The following is a 23,001-nucleotide window of genomic DNA, read 5'->3' on the forward strand; positions in this document are numbered from 1 at the left end:
GAGGGCTCCGCCCCAGCCCTCACTCCTCCTGGTGGGAGTTCGGCGATGTCCGGGTGCTGCTCCATGTCGAGCATCGAGCGGGCTGCCAAGGGTGCCGGGCCAGGTCGGGCAGCGCGGTATCGGGTGTCGCCGTCGACAACAAGCCGCCGGGCGGCGGCACCGGAACCCAGCACGGCACTTCCTATGGCTATTCGCTCTGGGAGCTCCAGGTGTACGGGTCCTGAGCGGCGGCGGGCGGCGGCCACGGCCTCGCGCGCCTGCCGCCGCCCCACGGCTACGCCGACTCGCGGACGACCAGCTCGGTGGGCAGCGTGACGACCGGCTCGATCTCCTCGCCGGCCACCAGCCTCAGCACCTGACGGGCCATCCGGCGGCCGATCCCGTCGATCGGCTGCCGGACGGTCGTGAGCGGTGGTTCGGTGTCCCGGGCGAGGTCGATGTCGTCGAAACCGACGACCGCGACGTCGTCTGGTACCCGCCGCCCGGCGCGGCGCAACGTCTGGAGTGCGCCGCTCGCCATCAGGTCCGACGCGGCGAACACCGCGTCGAGGTCCGGTTCGTCCGCCAGGAGCCGCCGCATCGCCTCGGCACCGGAACTGGTCGTGAAGTCGCCGACCTCGACGATGGGCCGCCGCCGCTTCTCCCGCAGGGCCGCTCGGTAGCCGCCCAGCCGGTCGATGCCGGCGACCATGTCCGGCGGGCCGGCGATCGTGGCGATCCGGCGGCGCCCCGTACGGAGGAGGTGGCGGATCGCAGCGACCGCGCCGCCGTGGTTGTCGACCCCGACGTACGGGACGGAGACGGGCCCCAGCGGCCGCTCGTTGCACACCACGGGGATCCCGATCCGGGTCAGCGCCGCGGGCAGCGGATCGGCGTCGTGCAGGGAGGCGAGCAGCACGCCGTCGACGTGGTGCGCGGCCGCCGACCGTTCAATGCGAGCGCGGCTCGCGGCCGACCCGGCCAGCATGAGCACGAGTTGCTTGTCGGCGGCCTCCAGCTCCTGACCGACTCCGTGGACGAGACCGGCGAAGAAGCGGTCGGCGGAGAACACCCGGGTCGTCGGCTCGGGCACCACCAACGCGATCAGGTCGGTGCGCCGGGTCACCAGGGTCCGCGCCGCCGGATTCGGCACGTAGCCCAGCTCCTCGATGGCCCGCCGTACCGACTCCTCACTCGCGGTCCGCACCGGCAGGCCGTTGACGACCCGGGACACCGTCGCCCGCGACACACCGGCCCGTGCCGCGACGCTCTCCAGCGTCGGCCGTTCGCCCTCTGGCCGCCCCATCCGGGATCCCTTCTCTCCGTCGCCGGGCGCACACCGGCGCGCGAACCTCCGGTCATCGTCGTGACCGCCACCGACGACCGTCAACCCGCGTCATGGAGCAGGCGTGCCGCGGCCACCCCGAGGTGCGCGGAGTGGCCGAGAGCGATTGGCAGTCGTTGTTTTTCTGGTATCTGGGAAAAAAATTCAGTAATTTGTTTGGTTATTGTGCTGAAGTGTCAAGAGGGTTACCGTCCTTATAACACGCTGCACTCCGCCCCCTGACCCCGCCCCTTCACGGCCCTCCATCCGGACCACCTCGCGTGCCGGGCGACCGCGCCGGCCCGTGCGGCGAGGTCCGATGCCGGGTCCCGCTCCGGCGTGCCGTCTCGCCGCCTACGCCCCGTCACGTCGGCGAGACGAGCGGACCCCTCCAGGTCCGTGACCTCATGGGGCCTCACGGGAGTGAGCAGCCATGTCCCACAAACCCGCCAGAAGACGCAGGGCCCGTCTCGGTGCCCTCCTCAGCAGCGCGCTCGTCGCCATCGGCCTCGTCATGCTGTCGGCGAGTCCGGCCGGCGCGGCCGCCAAGGGCGGTGTCGGTGCGACACTGCCGTACGTCGAGGCGCAGGCGGAGAACTCCGCCACCAACGGCACGATCATCGGCCCGAGCGCCGCCTACAACACGCTTCCCGCCGAGGCCTCCTACCGCAAGGCCGTGACCCTGCAAGGAAGCGGCAAGTACGTCGAGTTCACCACCCCGGTCGCCACCAACTCGATCGTCTTCCGCTACAGCATCCCGGACAGCTCGAACGGCTCGGTCTACACCGCGCCGCTGTCCTTCTACGTCAACGGGACGAAGCAGACCGACTTCACGCTGACCAACGCGTACAGCTGGTACTACGGCGGCTACCCGTTCACCAACACGCCGGGGAGCAACCCCCACCACTTCTACGACGAGGTGCACCGGCTGTTCTCGACGACGTACCCGGCGGGCACGAAGTTCCGGCTGCAGGTCGACGCGGGGAACACCGCCTCCTCGTACACGATCGACTTCGCCGACTTCGAGAACGTCGCGGGCGCCCTGTCCCAGCCGTCCGGCTCGGTCTCAGTGACCGGCAAGGGCGCCGACCCGACCGGTAACGCGGACTCCACCGCCGCGTTCAATGCGGCGATCTCCGAGGCCGGGTCCGGCGGCACGGTCTGGATCCCCGAGGGAACCTTCAAGATCCCGGGCCACCTGGTCCTCAACAACGTCACGATCAAGGGCGCGGGCATGTGGCGCTCGACGATCGTCGGCGCGGCGCCCGGCTTCTACGGCAATTACTCGCCGAACGGCAGCAGCGGCGTCCATCTCGCGGACTTCGCCATCTTCGGCGACGTCCAGGAGCGCAACGACGGTGCCCAGGTGAACGGCATCGGCGGCGCGCTGAGCAACTCCACCGTCGACCGCGTCTGGATCGAGCACGAGAAGGTCGGCGCCTGGATGGACGGGCCGCTGTCCAACCTCACCTTCAGCGGCATGCGGATCCGCAACGTGACGGCAGACGGCATCAACTTCCACAACGGCGTTACCGGATCGAAGGTGACCAACAGCGACCTGCGCAACCTCGGTGACGACGGTCTGGCGACCTGGTCCGACACAAACGCCGACGCGAACGACTCCTTCGACCACGACACGGTGCAGTATCCGATCCTCGCCAACGGCATCGCCATCTACGGCGGCCACGACAACACCGTCGCCGACAACCGGGTCATCGACGCCGGCCTCACCCAGGGCGGCGGCATCCACGTCGCCCAGCGCTTCGCCTCGACGACACTCGGCCGCACCGACGTCCTGCGCAACACGGTCATCCGATCGGGCAGCCTCGACCCGAACTGGAACTTCGGCGTCGGCGCGCTGTGGTTCGACGCACGGGACGCGGCGATGAGCGGCCAGGTCAACGTCGACGACATCCTCATTCAGCAGAGCCCGTTCGAGGCGATCCAGTTCGTCTCGGGATCCAGCATCACGAACGTGTCCATCAACAACGCGGCGATCCAGAACACCGGAACCTGGGCCGTCCAGGAGCAGGTCGGCGGCTCGGCCAAGATCACGAACAGCACCGCCACCGGGACGCAGGCGCCCGCGCCGATCTACAACTGCGGCGTCGGGTTCACGCTGACCGACGGCGGCGGCAACTCCGGCGTCTTCGGCTCGACGGCGTGCCAGAACATCACCGACCCGACCTTCCCGCCGTACCTGCCGGACAACGGCTCCCAGATCTCGATCAGCCCGACCTCGGTCGGCTTCGGTTCGGTGGCCACCGGCTCGTCCAGCGCCGCGCAGAAGGTGACCGTCACCAACAGCGGCACCGCCGCGGCCCCGGTCGGCTCGATCAGTACGAGCGGTGACTTCAGCCAGACCAATGACTGCGGCGGTTCGATCGCCGCCGGCGCGTCCTGCACGGTCAGCGTCACGTTCACTCCGACGGCCACGGGGTCGCGCACGGGCAATCTCACCATCACGGCGTCCGGCGTCACCAACACCGTCCCGCTGTCCGGCACGGGCGTGGCACCCGGGCCGATCCTCAGCCCCGCCCCGGCCGCCCTCTCCTTCGCTGGAACGCTCGTCGGCAGTTCCGCGCCGACGCAGGCCGTGACGGTCACCAACTCGGGCACCACCTCGGCCACGATCTCCGGCGTCGCCGCGAGCGGTGACTTCAGCCAGACCAACAACTGTTCGACGCTCGCGGTCGGCGCCTCCTGCACCGTGACCGTCAAATTCACCCCAAGCGCGTCCGGCACCCGTACCGGCAACGTCACGATCACGAGCAACGCCAACAACAGCCCGACGACGGTCGCCCTCACCGGCAGCGGCATCGGGACCGACACCAACATCGCCCGCGGCAAGTCGGCCTCGGCGAGCAGCGAGGCGAACAGCAGCTTCACGGCGGCGAACGCCACCGACGGCGACGCCAACACCTACTGGGAAAGCGCGAACGGCTCCTTCCCGCAATGGCTGCAGGTCGACCTGGGCGCCCAATACACCATCGGCAAGGTGACCCTGAAGCTCCCGCCGTCCAGTGCCTGGGGCACGCGTACACAGACCCTCTCGGTGCTCACCAGCACGAACGGCTCCAGTTTCAGCACCGCCGTGGGTTCCGCGACGTACACCTTCACCTCGCCGGCCAACGTGGTGAACATTCCGACGCCGGCCACCAACGCCCGCTACGTCCGCGTCAACCTCACCGCCAACTCGGGCTGGCCCGCGGGACAGGCATCCGAACTCGAGGTCTACCCCAGCGGCGGCTCGTCCGGCCCGGCGACGCTGAGCGCGAGCCCCACCTCGCTGAGCTTCGGGAGCCAGGCCGTCAACACGACCAGCGCGGCGAAGGCCGTGACGATCACCAACTCCGGCACGGCGGCGGCGTCGCTGTCCTCCATCGTGGCCTCCGGTGACTACTCCATGACCACCGACTGCGGCAGCTCGCTGTCCGCCGGCGCGTCCTGCACCGCCAACGTGAGCTTCGGGCCCACGGCGACCGGTACGCGGACCGGCACGCTCACCGTCCACAGCGACGCGACCAACAGCCCGACCACCGTCGCGCTCACCGGGACCGGTACGGGCTCCTCCTCCACCGACCTCGCGGCCGGCAAGCCGACCAGCGAGTCCAGCCACACCGACGTCTACCCGTCGAGCAACGTCACCGACAACGACCAGAACACCTACTGGGAGAGCTCCAACAACGCCTTCCCGCAATGGGTCCAGGTCGACCTCGGCTCCGCGCAGAGCGCGAGCCGGATCGTCCTGCAACTGCCGGCGTCCTGGGGCGCGCGCACCCAGACGCTGTCCATCCTCGGCAGCACCGACGGCACGAACTTCACCACGGTCAAGTCGTCGGCGAACTACACCTTCGACCCGTTGAACAACAACACGGTCACCGTCCCCATCACCGCGACGACCCAGCGCTACTGGCGGCTGAACATCACGGCGAACACCGGATGGCCCGCCGGCCAGATCTCCGGCTTCCAGGTCTGGAACGGCTGACCCGAGGAGGAGGCGCGGTTTCGGGGTGGCCCCTGGAGGGGGCACCCCGAAACCCGCCGCGCGTACGCCCCCTCCCCGGGCGGCGACCAGTTCCAGGTGCTGAGGTACGCTCGCCGGCGATGGAGAGCGCACCTCGGAGACGTCCTCGGCCCCCGCTGGTTCGAGGACGTCTATCGCGAGGGCGCCGATCTCCCGGCAACGCCATCCTGCCGACGATGTCGAACACCGATGGCGGCCCCCTCCCCGGAACCGCCATGGCGGATCAGTCCAGCCACACGGCGGTGTCCGGAGGGAGCGCGCCCTGCTCCAGCGGTCCGCTGGCCAGCAGCGGTGACCGGCCCTCCGGAAGCCGTACGGGCCGGGCGCCGAGGTTGACGGCGCAGGTGACACCCGAGTCCCGGTCGAAGGCCAGGACGTCCTCGCCCATCGACCGCCAGGCGAGGACGCCGTCGCCGAGCCGCTCCCGTCGCAGCCGCAGCGCCCTCCGGTAGAGGGTGAGCGTCGAGGACGGGTCCGCGGTCTGGGCCTCGACGGTGAGGTCACGCCAGGACGGAGGCTGCGGCAGCCACGGCTCACCGCCGCCGAAGCCGAAGGGCGGCGCGTCGCCGGACCACGGGAGCGGGACCCGGCAGCCGTCCCGGCCACGGTCGCGGCGGCCCGAACGGAACCAGATGGGGTCCTCGAGCCGGTCCTCCGGCAGGTCCTCGACCTCCGGAAGGCCGAGCTCCTCTCCCTGGTACACGTAGACGCAGCCGGGCAGCGCCATGGCGAGCAGGGCGGCCGCCCGGGCCCGGCGCAGGCCCAGCCGCAGGTCTGCGGGCGCCCCGTGCCGGCGGTCGCCCAGGTCGAAGGAGGTGTCCTCCCGGCCGAACCTCGTGACCGGGCGGGTCACGTCGTGGTTGGACAGCACCCAGGTCGGCGGCGCGCCCAGCGGAGTGTGCGTGGCCAGTGTCATGTCGATCACCCGGCGTAGCGCCCGGGCCTCCCACGGGCAGCTCAGGAAGTCGAAGTTGAAGGCCGTGTGCAGCTCGTCCGGGGCCAGGTAGGCGGCGAACCGGTCCTGGTCGGGCAGCCAGACCTCACCGATCAGCGCACGGTCGCCATAGTCGTCGGCGGTCCGCCGCCAGGCGCGGTAGATCTCGTGCACGCCGTCCCGGTCGGTGTAGGGGTCCAGACCGTCCGGCTCGGCGTCGGGGTCCTTGACCAGGACCGCGGCGGAGTCGATGCGGATGCCGTCCGCGCCGCGGTCGAACCAGAACCGCAGGACGTCGAGGAACTCCTCCCGTACCTCGGGGTTGCTCCAGTTGAAGTCGGGCTGCTCCGGCGCGAACAGGTGGAGGTACCACTCGCCGTCCGGAACGCGGGTCCACGCCGGACCGCCGAAGATGGACCGCCAGTCGTTCGGCGGCCCGTCGCCGAGCCCGGGCCGGAACCAGAACCGCGCCCGGGCCGCCGAGCCCGGCCCGGACCGCAGCGCCTCCTGGAACCAGGCGTGCCGGTCGGAACAGTGGTTGGGGACGATGTCGACGATCGCTTTGATCCTGAGCCCGCGCGCCTCCTCGATGAGCTTCTCGGCCTCGGCGAGCGAGCCGAAGACCGGGTCGATGCCGCGGAAGTCGGCCACGTCGTAGCCGCCGTCGACCATCGGCGAGGGGTACCAGGGGGTCACCCAGATCGCATCGACGCCCAGGTCGGCGAGGTGGCGGAGGCGCCCGCGCAGGCCGGCCAGGTCACCGACGCCGTCGCCGTTGCCGTCCGCGAAGCTGCGCAGGTAGACCTGGTAGATCGCGGCACTCCGCCACCAGCCCTCCGGCTCCGGTGACCTGCTGGGGGGAACGAGTTCGGCCATGCCGGATCATCTCCTCGAACGGTTCGGTCGAGGCGGTGCCGCGGCTTCCGGGTCCGCACGCCCTCACCCCTTCAATCCTCCGGCGGTCAGGCCCGCCATGATGTGGCGCTGGAAGAGCAGGAAGACGGCGACGGCCGGGACGCTCGCGATCACGAGCGCGGCGATGAGGATGTTCTCCGGTGTCTGGTTCGACAGGGAGGAGATGGCCACGCTCACCGTCATCCGGTCGCCGTCGGGCAGCACCAGCAGCGGCCAGACGAAGTCCTTCCACACGTTGACCACCGCGAAGATGGACACGACGGCGAGGATCGGCCGGGAGATCGGCAGGACGATCGACCGCAGGATGCGCCAGGACGAGGCGCCGTCGATCGCCGCCGCCTCGAGCAGTTCCCCGGGGATGGAGTCGAAGAACCGCTTGAGCAGGAACACGCAGAAGGCGTTCGCCGCCGCCGGGAACCAGATCGCGAACGGCGTGTTCAACAGGTTGACGTGCAGGAACGGTACGTCGCGCACGGTCAGGTACAGCGGGATCAGCAGGACGGTCGGCGGGATCATCAGGGTGGCCAGCATCATGCCGAGGATCGCCCGGCCGAGCACGGGCCGCAGCTTCGACAGGGCGTACGCCGCCGGTACGCACACGGCGAGCTGTAGCAGCCAGGCCCCGGCGGCGTACACGATCGTGTTCAGGAGGTACCGTCCCAGGCTCAGCCGCTGCCACGCCTCGCGGTAGACGCCGGGGTGCGGGTGCCGGGGGAAGAGCGTCGGGGGTGTCTGGGCGAGCTCGCCGGACGACTTGAGCGCGCCGGTCGCCATCCAGTAGAGCGGGAACACGAATACCGCGGTGAACAGCACGATCACCGCGACGAGGACGGACCAGTAGATCACCCGGCCGCGCGGCGTGGTCAGCGCGCGGGCGGAGATGAGCGTTCGCGGGGCGGGCGCCTGCATCGTCGGGTTCCTCACCTCATCTCCCCTCGTCCCGGGTGAGCCGCAGGTACGCCGCGGAGAACACCATCAGGACGAGCATCAGCATCAGCCCGAGGGCGCTGCCGCCGCCGTAGCTGTTGAAGTTGAAGGCGTACTGGTACATCAGGTAGACGACGCTGACCGTGGCGTCCTGCGGTCCGCCGCCGGTGAGCAGGTACGGCTCGATGAACACCTGCATCGTGGCGATGACCTGGAGCAGGAGCATCACCAGCAGGATCAGCCTGGTCTGGGGGATGGTGACGTGCCAGACGCGCCGCAGCAGTCCCGCGCCGTCCAGCTCCGCCGCCTCGTACAGCTCGCCCTCGACGCTCTGCAGGGCGGCCAGGTAGATGAGCGTGCCGCTGCCCATGTTCATCCAGGTGGATACGATCACCAGGGACAGCAGCGCGGTGCTCGTGGAGTCCAGCCAGCTCAGCCCCGGGAGGTGGGCCAGGCGCAGCAACTGGTTGAACAGACCGGGGCCAGGGTCGTAGAACCACTTGAACAGCAGCACCGCGACCGCCGGCGGGAGCAGGACCGGCAGGTACACGACGAACCTGAGGTAGGCGCGCGCGTGGCGCAGCTCATTGAGCACCAGCGCGGTCACGAACGGCAGGACGTAACCGCACAGCAGCGCCAGCCCGGTGAACTCCAGGGTGTTCAGCCAGGCCTTGCCGAAGGCCGGGTCGGCGCCGACGCGGTGGAAATTGTCGAGACCGACCCACTCGGACCGGCCGACGAAGTTCGTCCGCTGGAAGCCGAGCAGGGCCTCCCGAACGATCGGATACCAGGAGAACAGGGCGAAGCAGATCAGCGCCCCGCAGAGGAACCCGTACGCGGACACGGTGCGCCGGACGCCGTACCGCGACGCCGCCCGGCGCGGCCCGGCCGGGCGCGACGGCGAACGCCGGGACGCCGCCTTGCGCAGGGCCGTCGTGGTCACCGGTCCCTCCTTCGCGTGTCGTGGCCCGAGAGGCCGTCGGCCGTGCTCAGCTGGACCGTGCTCAGTTGGACCGGGCGAGGATGCCGTCGACCTTCCGCTGGGCGGTCGCGAGGAGCCGGCCGGGGTCGGCGTTCCGGTCGGTGAGGACCGCCGACATCACGGAGTCGAGGACGGCGTAGACCTGCTGGGCGTTCGGCGGCTCGAGCTTGCCCGGGATGCGTCCGGAGGCGTCCTCGTACGGCTTGTAGTTCGCGACCGGCACGTTGGCCGACGCCCCGCGCAGCGCGTGGTCGCTGCTCGCCGTCGACCCGGTGTAGAAGTCCGGTTGGGGGAGGCCGACCGCGCGCCCGTACCGCGCTTCGCGCTGGTAGTTCAGCTGGCCCTGTCCGGGCGTGAGGACGTAGTACTCCAGCCAGAGCATTCCGGCCTTGATCTTGGCGGGCGACGCCTTGACGTTCACCATGTAGCCGTCCCCGCCGATGAGCGTGGCCTTCGCCTCAGGGATCGGCGCCAGGCCGTAGTCCTTGTACGAACCTTGGAACTGGTCGACCAGCGCGGTCACGTTGTCCGGCGCGGACAGGTACATCCCGAGCCGGCCGGCGGCCATCATCTGCTGCACGTCGGCGAGCTGGAGCAGCTGCTTGGAACCCATCGAGTCGTCGACCCAGCGCATCTGCCGGAGGTTCTCCAGCACGGCCTGGCCCTGCGGGCTGTTGAACGCGGCCTTCTTCCCATCGGGAGTGACGACGTCGCCGCCCTGGCCGTACAGCTCGGTGGTGAAGTGCCAGCCGCCCTGGTTGCCGGCGCTGTAGTCGGCGTATCCGACGATGCCCTTGCCCAGTGCGGCGATCTTCTTAGCGTCGGCGCGCAGCTCCGCCCAGGTCGCGGGCGGCGTGTCGGGGTCGAGCCCGGCCTGCTTGAACAGCTTGCGGCTGTAGAGCAGGCCCATCGAGTAGTTCTGCCGGGGCAGGCCGTAGATCCTGCCGTCGGGGCCGGTGAAGACGCGCTTGACGGAGGGCTGGAGGTCGGGGACCTGCTTGACGCTTCCGAGGTACTTGGTGAGGTCGGCGGCCTGACCGGACTTGATCACGTTCTGGACGTCGGTGAAGTAGGTGTAGAAGACGTCCTCCATCTGGCCGCCCGCGAGCTTGGCCGTGAACGTCTTGGGGTCCGCGCAGGGGAAGGCGTCCTTGCCGACGACGGTGATGTCCGGGTGCAGCCGGTGAAAGGCGGCGACGTCCTCGTTCCACTCGCGGCGCTGGGTCGGCTGGCTTTTCGCGGGCATGCAGCCGACCGTGATGGAGACCTTCTTGCCCGAGGCGTCCTGGGATCCGTCACCGCCTCCGCACGCCGTACTGGTCAGGGCGAGCCCTGTCGCCAATAGGACCATGAGCCGTTGGGGTCTCATCATCAGTTCCCTCCTGGACTGGCCTCCGGCGCCCAGAGGCCACGGGCCGAGGACCGGGATGCAGGATCCGGTGCGAGAACGATATAGAGACCAACATCACACTGCAATAGTCGAACTGAAGATAGAAAAAAATCGACAGTCCCTCGGGCCGTGTCGTCAGGCGGGGCCCGTGGAGCCGCGGACGACGAGCTCCGGCTCGAACAGCAGCTCTTCGGGGGCAGCCTGCGAGCCGTCGATCTGGGCGCTGAGAAGGGTCACCACCGCGCGCCCCATCGCGTCGATGGGCTGACGCACCGTGGTCAGCGGCGGGTCGACGCAGCTCATGAACGCCGAGTCGTCGAAGCCGACCACCGAGACGTCCTCGGGCACCCGCCGCCCCTGCCGGCGGGCCGCCTTGATCGCGCCCAGCGCCAGCGGGTCACTGCCGCAGATCACCCCCGTGACCCCCCGCCGCAGCAGGCGGGTCGTCGCCGCCTGGCCCCCTTCCAGGGAGAACAGGGTCTGCTCGACGAACTCCTCTCCACCGAGGCAGGCCGCCTGGGCGAGCCGCTCGAAGGTCTCCACCTTCCGGCGGGACGGCATGTGGTCCGCCGGGCCGACGACCAGGCCGATCCGCTCGTGCCCCAGCGCGCGCAGATGCCCGTACGCCTGCTCGACGGCGACGACGTCGTCGGTCGCCACCGCCGGGAAGCCGAGGTCGGCGACGGACGCGTTCACGAGCACCACCGGCATGCCGCGCCTGCGAAGCAGGTGGTAGTGCTCATGTGCGGCGTCCGCCTCCGCGAACATCCCGCCAGCGAAGATCACTCCGGAGGCCTGCTGGTCGAGCAGCAGGTTCACGTACTCCGGCTCTGAGAGGCCGCCCGCCGTGCGCGTGCACAGGACGGGCGTGAAACCGAGTTGCACCAGGGCGCCGCTGACCACCTCGGCCAGGGCGGGGAAGATCGGATTCTGCAACTCCGGCAGTACCAGGCCGACCAGCCGGGCCCGGTCGCCCCGCAGCTGCGTCGGCCGCTCGTAGCCCAGCACGTCCAGCGCGGTCAGCACGTTGTCGCGGGTCGCCGCCGAGACCCCCGGTTTGCCGTTGAGCACCCGGCTGACGGTGGCCTCGCTGACCCCGGCCTTCTTGGCGACATCAGCAAGTCGTCGTGACATGCCGCAAGAATATCGCAAATACTGCAAGTCGCTTACATGAGTTGCGGGAAGCGCTGCCGGGTCGCGGGAGTCCGTCGGCGACGACACGCGCACGGCGGCGGGCGGTCGCCGCCGCGTGCTGGTGCCGGGGCCCGGTTCAGTGGGCGAGGTCGGCGGCGAGAATGCGGGGGGCGTCGGTGAGTACCATGCCGGCGGCACCGCGGACCTCGGCATGGTCACCGAGCTCTCCGCCGACGACCCGGACGGATTCGGCGGCGGGTGCGAGCGCGTAGCGGCGGATGGCCCGGCTGATCGGTTCGAAGAGGCGGTCGCCGGCGGACGCGAGGTCGCCGCCGACGACGATGAGCTCCGGGTTGAGCATGGTGACGAGGTTGGCGAGGACGCGGCCGACATCCTCGGCCGCGTCCTCCAGCGCGCGAATGGTGCCCCGGTCGCCGACCTTGACGAGGGACAGCAGGTCGGAGATGGGGACGGGGCATCCCCAACTGGTCTCCAGGAGCCGGGCGATGGCGACCGGGCTGGCGACGGTCTCCAGGCAGCCGCGGTTACCGCAGCGGCAGACACGCCCGTCCGGGACCGATCGGATGTGGCCGATCTCGCCGGCGAGGCCGCCGGAACCGTACAGGTGCCGGCCACCGGAGATGATGCCGGCGCCGATCCCGGCCGAGAGCCGCACGTAGATCATGTCGTCGACGTTGCGACCGGCGCCGTACTTGCGCTCGGCGAGGGCTCCCGCGTTGGCGTCGTTGGCCAGTCGGGTGGGCAGGCCGGTGCGCCGCTCGAGTTCGGCACCGGGCTGGACTCCGACCCAGCCGGGCATGATCCCGTGTGCTTCCAGGATGCCGCCGGGTGTGCGCACCGGGGCGGCGATGTCCACGCCGAGGCCGAGCACGTGCCGTTGCCCGACGTTCCTTTCCCGCAGTGCACGCCGGATCAGGTCGGCGGCCAGGTCGAGGGTCTCGTCGGGGGCCCGGTCGACGTCCGTGGCCACGGCGTCGTTCCAGATGGGTGTGCCGCTCAGGTCGCACAGTGCCACCCGGATGTGCTGATGGCCGATATCGGTGCCGATGGCGTATGCCGCCGAAGCGCGCATGGTCAGGGACTGCGCCGGGCGGCCGGTGGACCGTGCCTGGTTGTCCGGCTCGCTCTCCTCGACCAGATCGGCTGCCAGTAGATCCGCGACGAGCGAGGAGACGGTGGCCCGGGACAGACCGGTGATCTGGACGAGCTCGGAGCGGCTCGTGCTGTCGGCGTCGAACAACGCCTGCAGGACCCGGAGCCGCCCCACCTCGCGCAGGTTCAGTGGTGTGTCGATCGCTGACTCCTCGTACTTCGTTCGGATTCAGCCTAACTAGGCTGTCCTTAGCCGGACATGGCGTTGACTTTCGCTTAATATCATCGTAACTATGTCCCCTGTCAGGTAACCACCCCGCAATGTACGCCTAAACCTGGCATGGAGGATTACCCCTGCGCGTACGTGGGAGCGAACCGGTCCGATCGGGGGCTTGTCCGCGAAGGGAGGACGGTGGCGCCGTCGGCAACGGCGCAGATTTCACCTCCGTCAACTCCATGACCAGGAGTCACCTGATGGCACAACGCAAGTCATCGTGGCGGCGCGCCCTGCTGGCCGCCACATGTTCGTTCGCCTGCGCGATCGGTCTGGCCGGTGTCTCGGCGCCGGCGGCGCGTGCGGACACCAAACCGATCTACCTGGACCCCCGCTACTCCTTCGAGGAGCGCGCCGCGGACCTGGTGTCGCGGATGACGCTGGACGAGAAGGCCGCCCAGCTGCACACCAACGATGCGCCGGCCATCCCGCGGCTGGGGGTGCAGCGGTACACCTACTGGAACGAGGGCCAGCATGGGGTGAACACGCTGGGTGCCAACACCGACCACGGCTCGGCCTCGGGTGGGGTGCACGCCACGAGTTTCCCGACCAACTTCGCCTCGTCGATGTCGTGGGACCCGCAGTTGATCTACGCTGAGACGACGGCGATCTCCGATGAGGCGCGTGGCTTCTTGGACAAGTCGCTGTGGGGCGTCGGGCAGAACAACCTCGGGCCGGACAAGAACGACTACGGTTCGCTGACCTACTGGGCGCCGACGGTGAACCTGGATCGGGACCCGCGGTGGGGCCGGACCGATGAGGCGTTCGGGGAGGACCCCTACTTCGCCGGGCAGTTGGCCGGCGCGTTCGTCAACGGTTACCAGGGTCAGAGCCAGAGCGGGAAGTCCACGACCGGCTATTTGAAGGTCGCCGCGACGGCCAAGCACTACGCGCTGAACAACACCGAGGACAATCGCACGGGGATCAGTTCGGACACCGACGACCGGACGCTGCGGGAGTACTACACCGCCCAGTTCCGTGATCTGATTGAGAAGGATCACGTTTCGGGGCTGATGACCTCCTACAACGCCATCAACGGCACTCCGGCGGTCGCGAACACCTACACTGTCAGCCAGCTCGCCCAGCGGACGTACGGGTTCAACGGCTACATCACCTCCGACTGCGGCGCGGTGGGCACGACCTGGCGGCTGCCGTACGGCGGCCACGACTGGGCGCCGCCGGGCTGGACCACGGACCACAAGGACAGCCCGACCTGGACTAACACCGCGACCGGGACCACGCTGTCCGGTCAGGCGGGCGGGCAGGCGTACGCGCTGCGTGCCGGCACCGACGTCAACTGCACCGGTGACGAGGCCACCGCGCAGAACATCCGCGACGCGATCGACGCCGGCGCGCTGAGCGAGGGTGTCGTGGACACCGCGCTGGTGCACCTGTTCACCGTCCGGATGCGGACCGGTGAGTTCGACTCGCCGGACCGGGTCAAGTACACCAAGATCACCAAAGATGTCATCCAGAGCCCCGAGCACCAGGCCCTGGCCACCAAGGTCGCCGCCAACTCGCTCGTCCTGCTCAAGAACGATGACGTGCCGGGCACGAAGAACCCCCTCCTGCCGCTGCACGCCTCGAAGCTGAACAAGGTCGTGATCCTCGGCGACCAGGCGAACACGGTGAACCTGGGCAACTACTCGGGCGAGCCGACGCTGCAGGTCAGCGCGGTCAAGGGCATCACCGAAGCGGTCAAGGCCGCGAGCCCCGGCGCCTCGATCGTCTTCGACGACGCCAAGACCTCGACCACGGGGACCACCCCGGCGGTGCTCAGCGACCAGACCAAGGCCGACATCAAGAGCGCCGACCTGGTCATCGTGTTCGTGGGCACCGACCACGGCGTGGCCGATGAGGGCAAGGACCGGACCACGCTCGCGATCCCGGGCAACTACCGCTCACTGATCGATCAGGCCACCGCGCTGGGCAACGACAAGATGGCGCTGGTGATGCAGGCGGGCGGCCCGGTCAAGATCGACGATGTCGCCGCGAAGTTCCCCGCAATCGTCTTCAGCGGGTTCAACGGCGAGAGCCAGGGCACCGCGCTGGCCGACGTGCTGACGGGCAGGCAGAACCCGAGCGGGCACCTGAACTTCACCTGGTACAAGGACGACTCCCAGCTGCCGGCCATGTCCAACTACAACATCACGCCGGCGGGCACCGGCGGGATCGGCCGTACCTACCGGTACTTCACCGGCACACCCACCTACCCCTTCGGCTACGGCAAGAGCTACACCGGCTTCGCCAACTCCCGCATCCGGGCGAACACCGGCTCGGTGAGCGCGAACGGCAAGGTCACCGTGCGGTTCGACGTCAAGAACACCGGCCACGTCGCCGGCGCCACGGTCGCTCAGCTGTACGCCGCGACCCCCTTCAGCGTCTCGGGCATCGAGATGCCCAAGAAGCGGCTGGTGGGCTTCAAGAAGACCGCGGTGCTGCGGCCCGGTGCCACCGAGCACGTCTCCCTCACCGTCAACGTCGCCGACCTGGCGGTGTGGGACGCCAAGGCGATGCGTTCGTTCGTGCCGAATGGCACCTACCAGTTCCAGGTCGGGGCCGACTCGGCCGACACCGCCGCCTCTCCGTCGGTGAAGGTCACCGGGCAGATCACTCCGAAGATCCAGTACGTCACCGTCCAGCCCGAGGCGGTCCAGTACAAGGTCGGCGACACCCTCGACCTGGCCGGCAAGAACCAGTGGATCAAGGACGACACCGACCACTCGAAGGAGCAGCGCAACCTGGCCGTGACCGCCGACAACATCGTCGAGGCCGTCAACAACGACCAGTCCTTCGTCGACCTCACTCACGCGAAGGTCCACTACGGCAGCAGCGACCCGCACGTGGCCACGGTCGACTCCAACGGACACGTCAAGGTGGTCGGCTCCGGCGTCACGACGCTCACCGCGAAGGTGGGCGGGGTCACCGGCTCGGCCGTCATCACCGCCAAGTACCCCTACTCGGTCACCGCACCCTCGACCGTCGAACCCGGCGACACCCTCACCGCCACGACGACGTTCACCAACTCCGGCCCGAACACGCTGAGCGACGTGACGATGTCGCTCACCACGCCGAACGGCTGGACCGCGGAGGCCACCTCCCCGGCCACGTTCGCCCAGGTCGCCGCCGGTCAGACGGCGAAGACCACGTGGGCGGTCAAGGTCCCGGCCGACGCCGCCCGCAACGGCTACGACCTGCAGGCCAAGGTCACCTACACCGACAAGGGCGGCGAGCGGAGCGGCGACGCGGCCACCAACGTCGGAATCCCCTACGCGTCCCTGGCCGCCGCCTACAACAACACCGCCATCAGCGATGACGCCCGGCCGTCGGAGGGCAATCTCGACGGTGGCGGCCTCAGCCTGTCGGCCCAGGCACTCGCCGCGGCGGGCATCACACCGGGCGGCAAGGTCACCCATGGCGGGTTCACCTTCACCTGGCCGGACGTCCCGGCGGGCAAGCCGGGCAACGTCCTCGGAAGCGGGCAGGCGTTCGACTTCTCGGGGTCGGGGTCCCAGCTCGCGTTCCTGGGGCTGGCGAACAACGGCACCGCCTCGGGCAGCGGGCTGATCACCTACACCGACGGCACCACCCAGCCGTATTCGATCAGCTTCCCCGACTGGTGGGCGAGCGGCGGAGACACCGTCGCCACCTTCCCCTACATCAATAACCAGTCGGGGAAGCAGAACCAGACCGTCCACCTCTACATGTCCACCATCAAGCTGCAGGCGGGCAAGAAGGTGCAGTTCATCACCCTGCCCAACGTCAGCACGGGCGGAAGCGGCGCCAACGCGATGCACGTCTTCGACGTCGCTACTGACGGATAGCGGCCATGCGGTCCGGGCGGTCGGCGACGCCACCGCCGACCGCCCGGCCCGTACCGTTCCCGTCGCGGTCACCGCGGTCTCAGCGAACCCGCGGATGACAACGCTGTCATCTCACCCCGCCCGCGCACTCCGCCCGGCGAGTGACGCGGCCGAAGACCAGGAGGCTCGTGGTGCGTCCACGAAGCAGCAGATGGAAAGGCCTCGGAATCGCAGCGATGGGACTGGCGGCGTGCGTTCTGACCGCCCCGTCCGCAGTCGCCGCCATACCCGCGCGACCGGCACCGGCAACGCTGGTGTCCGATCCGACCGACTACGTCGATCCGTTCATCGGCACCAAGAAGGGCGTCGACTGGGAGAACACCTTCCCCGGCGCGACCGCGCCGTTCGGGATGGTGCAGTTCAGCCCGGACACGCCCTCGGGACCGACCGGCTACTCGTACACCGACGACGCCATCAAGGGATTCAGCCTCACGCACTTCTCAGGTGGCTGCTCGTCGTTCGGCGACATCCCGATCCTGCCGGTGACCGGCACGATCGGGACCGACCCGGCCCGGCACACCGAGCACTTCTCGCACGACGATGAGCACGCCGCGCCCGGGTCGTACTCCGTGCGGCTCACGGACTCGAACGTCCAGGTCGATCTGGGAGCCACCGAGCGGACGGGGATCGCGTCTTTCCGCTATCCGGCCGGCAGCCAGGCCCAGGTGCTGGTCAAGTCGGGCACCAGCCTCGGCGGTGACCTGGCCGCCGACGTCAAGGTGGTGAACGACCACGAACTGGCCGGCACCGCCACGGCGCACGGCCTGTGCAACAACCACCAGTACACGGTGTACTTCCACATCGCGTTCGACCGGCCGTTCACCGCGCACGGCACCTGGCAGGGCGGCACGGTCACGCCCGGCTCGTCGAGCGCCACCGGCCCGGGGTCGGGCACGTACCTGACCTTCGACACCTCCGCAGACAGCGCCGTGACCGCCAAGATCGGCCTGTCGTACGTGAGCACCGACGGCGCGGCGAAGAACGCGGCGGCCGAGATACCCGGCTGGAACGCCGGGCAGGTGCAGGCCGCCACGCGCAAGGCATGGCGCACTCTGCTGCGCAAGGCCGCCGTCGGCGGCGCGTCCGCCGACGACCTCACACTCTTCTACACCTCGCTGTACCGGTGCTTCCAGGCGCCGAGCGTGTTCAACGACGTGGACGGCCGCTACATCGGCTTCGACGGCGTCGTCCACCGGGTGCCCGCCGGGCACGCGCAGTACGAGATGTTCTCCGACTGGGACATCTACCGGTCGCTGGCGCCGCTGCAGGCGATGCTGTACCCCGACCGCGCCGGAGACATGGCGAACTCCCTGCTGCGCGACGCACAGCAACAGGGCGGCTGGTGGCCGAAGTGGCCGGCGCAGAACATGACCGGCAACGTGATGAACGGCGACAACGGCGTGCCGCTGTTCGCCCAGTACGTCGCGTTCGGCGCCCGCGGCGTGGACATCGCCGGCGCGCTCCCCATCATGAAGAAGGGCGCGACCCGGTCGCAGAAGGTCGGCTGGGGCTGGGTGGAACGGCCGGGAATTGAGGACTACGTCCGGCTCGGGTACGCGCCCAACAACGCCACCTCGCAGGGCGACCACGGGTTGCAGGGCGCTTCGGAGACCCTCGAGTGGGCGATCGACGACTTCGCCATCTCCCGGCTCGCCGAGGCGGTCGGCGACCGTACGACCGCGGCCGAATACGCCAAGCGCGGCCAGAACTGGCAGAACATCTTCGACCCGAGCACCGGCTACCTGCGGCCGCGTGACGACTACGGCTCCTTCCCTGCCGGCCCGGGCTTCCAGAAACCGCCGGCGGGGGTCTTCGGTCAGGACGGCTACGACGAAGGCAACGCGGCGCAGTACAACTGGCTCGTCCCGCAGGACCTCGCCGGCCTCGTCACCGCGATGGGCGGCAAGGACAAGGTGATCCCGCGGCTGGACGACTTCTTCAGCAAGCTGAACGTCGGCGGCAACGACCCGTACGACTGGGCGGGCAACGAGATCGACACCGCCGCGCCGTGGGTGTACGACTACGTCGGGCAACCGTGGAAGACCCAGGAGGTCACCCGGCGCTTCGAGACCGAGCTCTTCACGACCGCGCCGGACGGACTCCCCGGCAACGACGACCTCGGCGCGCTGTCCTCCGAATACGTGTGGGCGGCGCTCGGCATGATGCCGGCCACCCCCGGCACCCCGGCCCTGGCGCTGAACAGCCCGCTGGTGAAACGCGCCGTGATCAGCCTGGGCACCGGCCGGAAGATCACCATCAACGCGCCGCGGGCCGCCGACGACGCGCCGTACGTCACCGGCATGCGGCTGAACGGCCGGCCGCACGAGTCCACCGGCCTGCCCGCGTCGTTCGCCACGAGTGGCGGCGCGCTGGACATCGACCTGTCCACCCGGCCCGACACCCACTGGGCCACCGGCGACAAGGCCGCGCCCCCGTCCTACCGGGCCCATGAGGTACCGGCGGTCGGCTACATCACCCCGACAGGAACCCAGGTGACCCGCGGCGGCACGAACCTGCCGGCCACGGTCGGCGTCTCCACGCTCGCCGGGCACGCCGGCAAGGTCACTTGGACGGCCGCCTCCGACGTCGCTGGGGTGAGCGTGACCCCGTCGTCGGGCACCTTGGACCTCACCCACGCCGGCACCGCCCACGTGCCCGTCACGATCGCCGTCGCCCAGGGCACGGCGTCCGGCTACCACCCGGTCAAGGTCACCTTCCACACCGCCGACGGGACGACGCTGCCCGGCGGCGCGGTCGTGCTGACCGTACCGGCGGCCGACGGCGCCGCGACCGCCTGCGACACGCTCGGCACCACCGACACCGAGTGCGGGCTGCGGCTGCGCGACAACGGCGACGGTCACACCACGCCCGTCACCGTCGGCGGCCGCTCCGGACGCTCCACGACCGACGGTTCCCCGTACGAGTACTTCGACGTCGACAACACCATCGTCCCCGGCGGCCGCTACACGGCGACGGTGACGATCGACTACTACGACCACGGCACCGGCAACTGGAGCCTGCAGTACGACTCCACCGACGGCGCCTACAAGCAGAGTGCCCCCGTCGCCAAGACCGGCACCGACACGTGGAAGACCGCGACGTTCACCGTCGACGACGCGGCCTTCGGCAACCGGGAGAACGCCGGGAGTGACTTCCGCCTGGCCAACGGCGGCGACACCGGCACCATCGGGCGGGTCCACGTCACCGCCACCGGAGACAACGTCCTCGCCCTCCACCTCTGCCCCGACGACAAGTGACCTGAACGGAGCCACCATGGAACTGTCACGCCGCACCTTCATCCGCGGCTTCGCCGCCGGCGGGTCGGCCGCTCTCGGCCTGGCCGCGCTCGGCCTCGAGGCGAGACCTGCCTCCGCCGCCAGCGCGCCCGGCGACGTGGTCGGCAAGATCACCGTCGGCTATCAGGGATGGTTCGCCTGCGCGGGCGACGGGGCCCCGATCAACGGCTGGTGGCACTGGAGCCAGAACTGGGGTCAGGCGCCCTCACCGACCAACAACGCCATCAAGGCGTGGCCCGACATGCGGGAGTACGCCAAGGCGTACCCGACCGCGTACGCCGACATGAACGGCGGCGGGGCCGCCACCCTCTTCTCCTCCTACGACCAGCAGACCGTCGACACGCACTTCGCGTGGATGAAGCAGTACGGCTGCGACACCGCCGCCCTGCAGCGGTTCAACCCCAACGGCGGCGAGGGCGCCACGCGCGACGCGATGGCGCAGAAGGTGCGCAGCGCCGCCGAGTCGCAGGGCGTGAAGTTCTACATCATGTACGACGTCACCGGCTGGACGAACATGCAGTCGGAGATCAAGACCGACTGGACCAACAAGATGTCCGCCTACACGGCCTCGTCCGCGTACGCGCGCCAGAACGGCAAGCCGGTCGTGTGCATCTGGGGCTTCGGCCTGAACGATGGCAACCATCCCTGGAGCGCGTCGGCCTGCCTCGACGTCGTCAACTGGTTCAAGGGCCAAGGCTGTTACGTCATCGGCGGGGTGGCGCGCGAATGGCACGTCGGCGGGATCGGTGCCCGCTCGGGGTACGACAGCGTCTACCTGGCGATGAACATGGTCAGCCCGTGGATGGTCGGCGCGATCGGCAGCGCAGCCGAATCCGACAACGCCTACACCACCTACACCGTGCCCGACCAGGCGTACTGCAACGCTCACGGCATCGACTACCAGCCGTGCGTGCTGCCCGGGGACGTGTCGGCGCCGCAGCAGCGCGCGCACGGCGACTTCATGTGGCGGCAGTTCTACAACATGGTCCGGGCCGGGGTGCAGGGCATCTACATCTCCATGTTCGACGAGTACGGCGAGGGCAACCAGATCGCCAAGACCGGCGAGAACGCCGCCATGGTCCCGTCCGGATCCGGCCTGTACGCACTGGACGAGGACGGCACGGCCTGCTCGTCGGACTACTACCTGCGGCTCACCGGCGACGGCGGCCGGATGCTCAAGGGCCAGATCGCCCTGACCGCCACCCGGCCCACCCAGCCCGTCGTCACCGGCGGCACCCTCAAGGTGGTCAGCCTGCGCGCTCGCGCCAACAGTGACTACGTCACCGCCGACAACGCGGGTGCCTCCGCGCTGATCGCCAACCGCACGTCGATCGGCCAGTGGGAGCAGTTCGACATGGTCGACGCGGGCGGCGGCAACATCGCGCTGCGCGCCCACGCCAACAGCCAGTACGTCTGCGCCGACAACGCGGGTGCCTCCGCGCTGATCGCCAACCGCACGTCGATCGGCCAGTGGGAGACGTTCCGCCTGATCCGCAACGCGGGCGGCACCGTCAGCCTGCTCGCACTGGCCAACAACATGTACGTCACGGCGGAGAACGCAGGGACCTCCGCACTGATCGCGAACCGTACGGCGATCGGCCCGTGGGAGCAGTTCGACCTCGTCGTGTCATAACGGCCGACGCGGCACGGTCGCGGCCCACCGGCCGGCCGACATCCCCGTACCCCGCCGGGATACGGGAACCGACCTACCGGGTCGCCGGGCACGCCGCACGGGCGGCCGGCGACCCGCGTAGGTCAGGGGATGGTGACGAGAACCGTGCCGGTCTTTCCCGGCCGCACCGCGTGCTCAACGGCCTGCGCGATCTCATCGATGCCGTACTGGGCCGCCACGTCGAATGCCTCGGCTGCCCCATGGGCGATGAGCTGGGCGGCGGTGGCCATGTCGTGGGCGCGCTGCTCGGCGGCGACGGTCTCCGCCCAGCGGGTGACGGTCAGGCCCCGCAGGCCGAGGCTCGTGCCAAGGAGGTCCCGGGCGTGGAGAGGGATGTTCTCCTTGGCGAGGACGCCGTAGGTGATCAGGGTTCCGCCGGGCGAGAGCAACCGCAGGAGGTCTGTGGCCAGCGTGCCGCCCACGGGGTCGACCGCGGCAGGGACAGGCCGTGCTCCGATGTGCTCGCGGATTTCTTCCTTCCAGGTGGGCTGGGCGGTGGAGACTACGGGAACGCGCGGGTAGCGCTCTCGCAGCGTCTCGGCGCCTGCGTCACTGCGGACGATATTGATGTGCTGGATCGCGTGGTACTGGGCGACAGCGGACAGCAGACGGCCGACGTTGGAGCCGGCGGCGCTCTGCAGGAAGACGCCGTTGTAGCCGACCGCGGCGTGCTTTTCGAGTTCACGCCGCAACATGATCACGGTGATGGGATTGATCAGCATTTGAGCGGCGATGCTGTCGGGAACGTCGTCGCTTACAGGGACGACGAACTCCGCCGGGACGAGGACGTATTCGCTCCAGGCACCAGGGTGGGGGAAGAAGGACACGCGCACTCCAGGGGTGACCCCGGGAGCCACGGGAGTGTCGGATCCCAGCGCTTCGACGATGCCGGTGGCCTCGGCGCCGGGAGTGAGGTACGCGGTCTGGGAGGGATAGGGGCCCTGGATGGCGAGTAGGTCGCCGATGTGGATCGGGAAGGTGTGCACCCGCACCAGTACCTGGCCTGCTCCAGGCGGTCCGGGGGCGTCGACCTCCGCGACGGTGAGAACATCGGCGGGGTTTCCGGACTGCCTGTAGATCACCTTGCGCGCCATGCCCATCACTCCTCGTTGTACGTGACGGCCGAGCCGTGCCTCAGCGGTCCGATCGCCGCTCGTGGGCCTGGTGGGTG

Annotated in this window: 12 protein-coding genes; 4 read left to right on the forward strand and 8 right to left on the reverse strand. The window is 69.5% G+C overall.

Annotated elements, in window-relative coordinates; all coding sequences use genetic code 11:
- Positions 1 to 274: 274 nt before the first annotated feature.
- A complete protein-coding gene (locus NE236_RS00565; RefSeq protein WP_252839755.1) occupies positions 275 to 1,285 on the reverse strand; it encodes a LacI family DNA-binding transcriptional regulator in 1,011 nt (336 codons plus the stop codon).
- Between the two features lie 451 nt (positions 1,286 to 1,736).
- On the opposite strand from NE236_RS00565, the gene NE236_RS00570 reads away from it, so the two are divergent.
- The gene (locus NE236_RS00570; RefSeq protein WP_252839756.1) at positions 1,737 to 5,291 is read left to right on the forward strand and encodes a choice-of-anchor D domain-containing protein; all 3,555 of its coding nucleotides are present in this window, start codon (positions 1,737 to 1,739) and stop codon (positions 5,289 to 5,291) included.
- Between the two features lie 262 nt (positions 5,292 to 5,553).
- Here the strand turns inward: NE236_RS00570 and NE236_RS00575 are convergent, their stop codons facing one another.
- The 6 genes from NE236_RS00575 to NE236_RS00600 all read right to left on the reverse strand — a co-directional run bounded on the left by NE236_RS00575 (position 5,554) and on the right by NE236_RS00600 (position 12,900).
- Entirely contained in the window at positions 5,554 to 7,140 is a 1,587-nt protein-coding gene (locus NE236_RS00575; protein ID WP_252839757.1) for a glycoside hydrolase family 13 protein, read from the reverse strand.
- Positions 7,141 to 7,203: 63 nt separating this feature from the next.
- On the reverse strand, positions 7,204 to 8,103 hold the full coding sequence (locus NE236_RS00580) for a carbohydrate ABC transporter permease (RefSeq protein WP_252839758.1): 900 nt from the start codon (positions 8,101 to 8,103) through the stop codon (positions 7,204 to 7,206).
- Position 8,104: 1 nt separating this feature from the next.
- On the reverse strand, positions 8,105 to 9,049 hold the full coding sequence (locus tag NE236_RS00585) for a carbohydrate ABC transporter permease (protein ID WP_252839759.1): 945 nt from the start codon (positions 9,047 to 9,049) through the stop codon (positions 8,105 to 8,107).
- 61 nt (positions 9,050 to 9,110) lie between these two features.
- Complete coding sequence (locus NE236_RS00590) at positions 9,111 to 10,460, reverse strand: ABC transporter substrate-binding protein (RefSeq protein WP_252839760.1); 1,350 nt, start codon at positions 10,458 to 10,460, stop codon at positions 9,111 to 9,113.
- 153 nt (positions 10,461 to 10,613) lie between these two features.
- Positions 10,614 to 11,612: a LacI family DNA-binding transcriptional regulator gene (locus NE236_RS00595; RefSeq protein WP_252839761.1), complete on the reverse strand. Its 999-nt coding sequence runs from the start codon at positions 11,610 to 11,612 to the stop codon at positions 10,614 to 10,616.
- Positions 11,613 to 11,748: 136 nt separating this feature from the next.
- A complete protein-coding gene (locus NE236_RS00600) occupies positions 11,749 to 12,900 on the reverse strand; it encodes an ROK family transcriptional regulator (protein ID WP_252839762.1) in 1,152 nt (383 codons plus the stop codon).
- Positions 12,901 to 13,199: 299 nt separating this feature from the next.
- Here NE236_RS00600 and NE236_RS00605 point away from each other — a divergent pair, with 299 nt between their 5' ends.
- From NE236_RS00605 to NE236_RS00615, 3 genes are all read left to right on the forward strand, one after another.
- Positions 13,200 to 16,823 (forward strand): glycoside hydrolase family 3 C-terminal domain-containing protein, encoded by a 3,624-nt coding sequence (locus tag NE236_RS00605; RefSeq protein WP_252839763.1) that lies wholly within the window; start codon positions 13,200 to 13,202, stop codon positions 16,821 to 16,823.
- Positions 16,824 to 17,116: 293 nt separating this feature from the next.
- Positions 17,117 to 20,119, forward strand: coding sequence for a GH92 family glycosyl hydrolase (locus tag NE236_RS00610; RefSeq protein ID WP_252839764.1), 3,003 nt, complete (start codon positions 17,117 to 17,119; stop codon positions 20,117 to 20,119).
- Positions 20,120 to 20,135: 16 nt separating this feature from the next.
- Complete coding sequence (locus NE236_RS00615; protein ID WP_252839765.1) at positions 20,136 to 21,791, forward strand: hypothetical protein; 1,656 nt, start codon at positions 20,136 to 20,138, stop codon at positions 21,789 to 21,791.
- 122 nt (positions 21,792 to 21,913) lie between these two features.
- Here the strand turns inward: NE236_RS00615 and NE236_RS00620 are convergent, their stop codons facing one another.
- On the reverse strand, positions 21,914 to 22,924 hold the full coding sequence (locus NE236_RS00620; RefSeq protein ID WP_252839766.1) for an alcohol dehydrogenase catalytic domain-containing protein: 1,011 nt from the start codon (positions 22,922 to 22,924) through the stop codon (positions 21,914 to 21,916).
- Between the last annotated feature and the right edge of the window lie 77 nt (positions 22,925 to 23,001).

The organism is Actinoallomurus purpureus (genome assembly GCF_024055795.1).
GTDB lineage: Bacteria > Actinomycetota > Actinomycetes > Streptosporangiales > Streptosporangiaceae > Actinoallomurus > Actinoallomurus purpureus.

Bases quoted from the DNA above. Each gene is read 5' to 3' on its own strand.
- NE236_RS00570 (WP_252839756.1), top strand. From the start codon at position 1,737: ATGTCCCACAAACCCGCCAGAAGACGCAGGGCCCGTCTCGGTGCCCTC.
- NE236_RS00605 (WP_252839763.1), top strand. From the start codon at position 13,200: ATGGCACAACGCAAGTCATCGTGGCGGCGCGCCCTGCTGGCCGCCACA.
- NE236_RS00565 (WP_252839755.1), bottom strand. From the start codon at position 1,285: ATGGGGCGGCCAGAGGGCGAACGGCCGACGCTGGAGAGCGTCGCGGCA.
- NE236_RS00615 (WP_252839765.1), top strand. From the start codon at position 20,136: ATGGAACTGTCACGCCGCACCTTCATCCGCGGCTTCGCCGCCGGCGGG.
- NE236_RS00620 (WP_252839766.1), bottom strand. From the start codon at position 22,924: ATGGCGCGCAAGGTGATCTACAGGCAGTCCGGAAACCCCGCCGATGTT.
- NE236_RS00575 (WP_252839757.1), bottom strand. From the start codon at position 7,140: ATGGCCGAACTCGTTCCCCCCAGCAGGTCACCGGAGCCGGAGGGCTGG.
- NE236_RS00595 (WP_252839761.1), bottom strand. From the start codon at position 11,612: ATGTCACGACGACTTGCTGATGTCGCCAAGAAGGCCGGGGTCAGCGAG.
- NE236_RS00590 (WP_252839760.1), bottom strand. From the start codon at position 10,460: ATGATGAGACCCCAACGGCTCATGGTCCTATTGGCGACAGGGCTCGCC.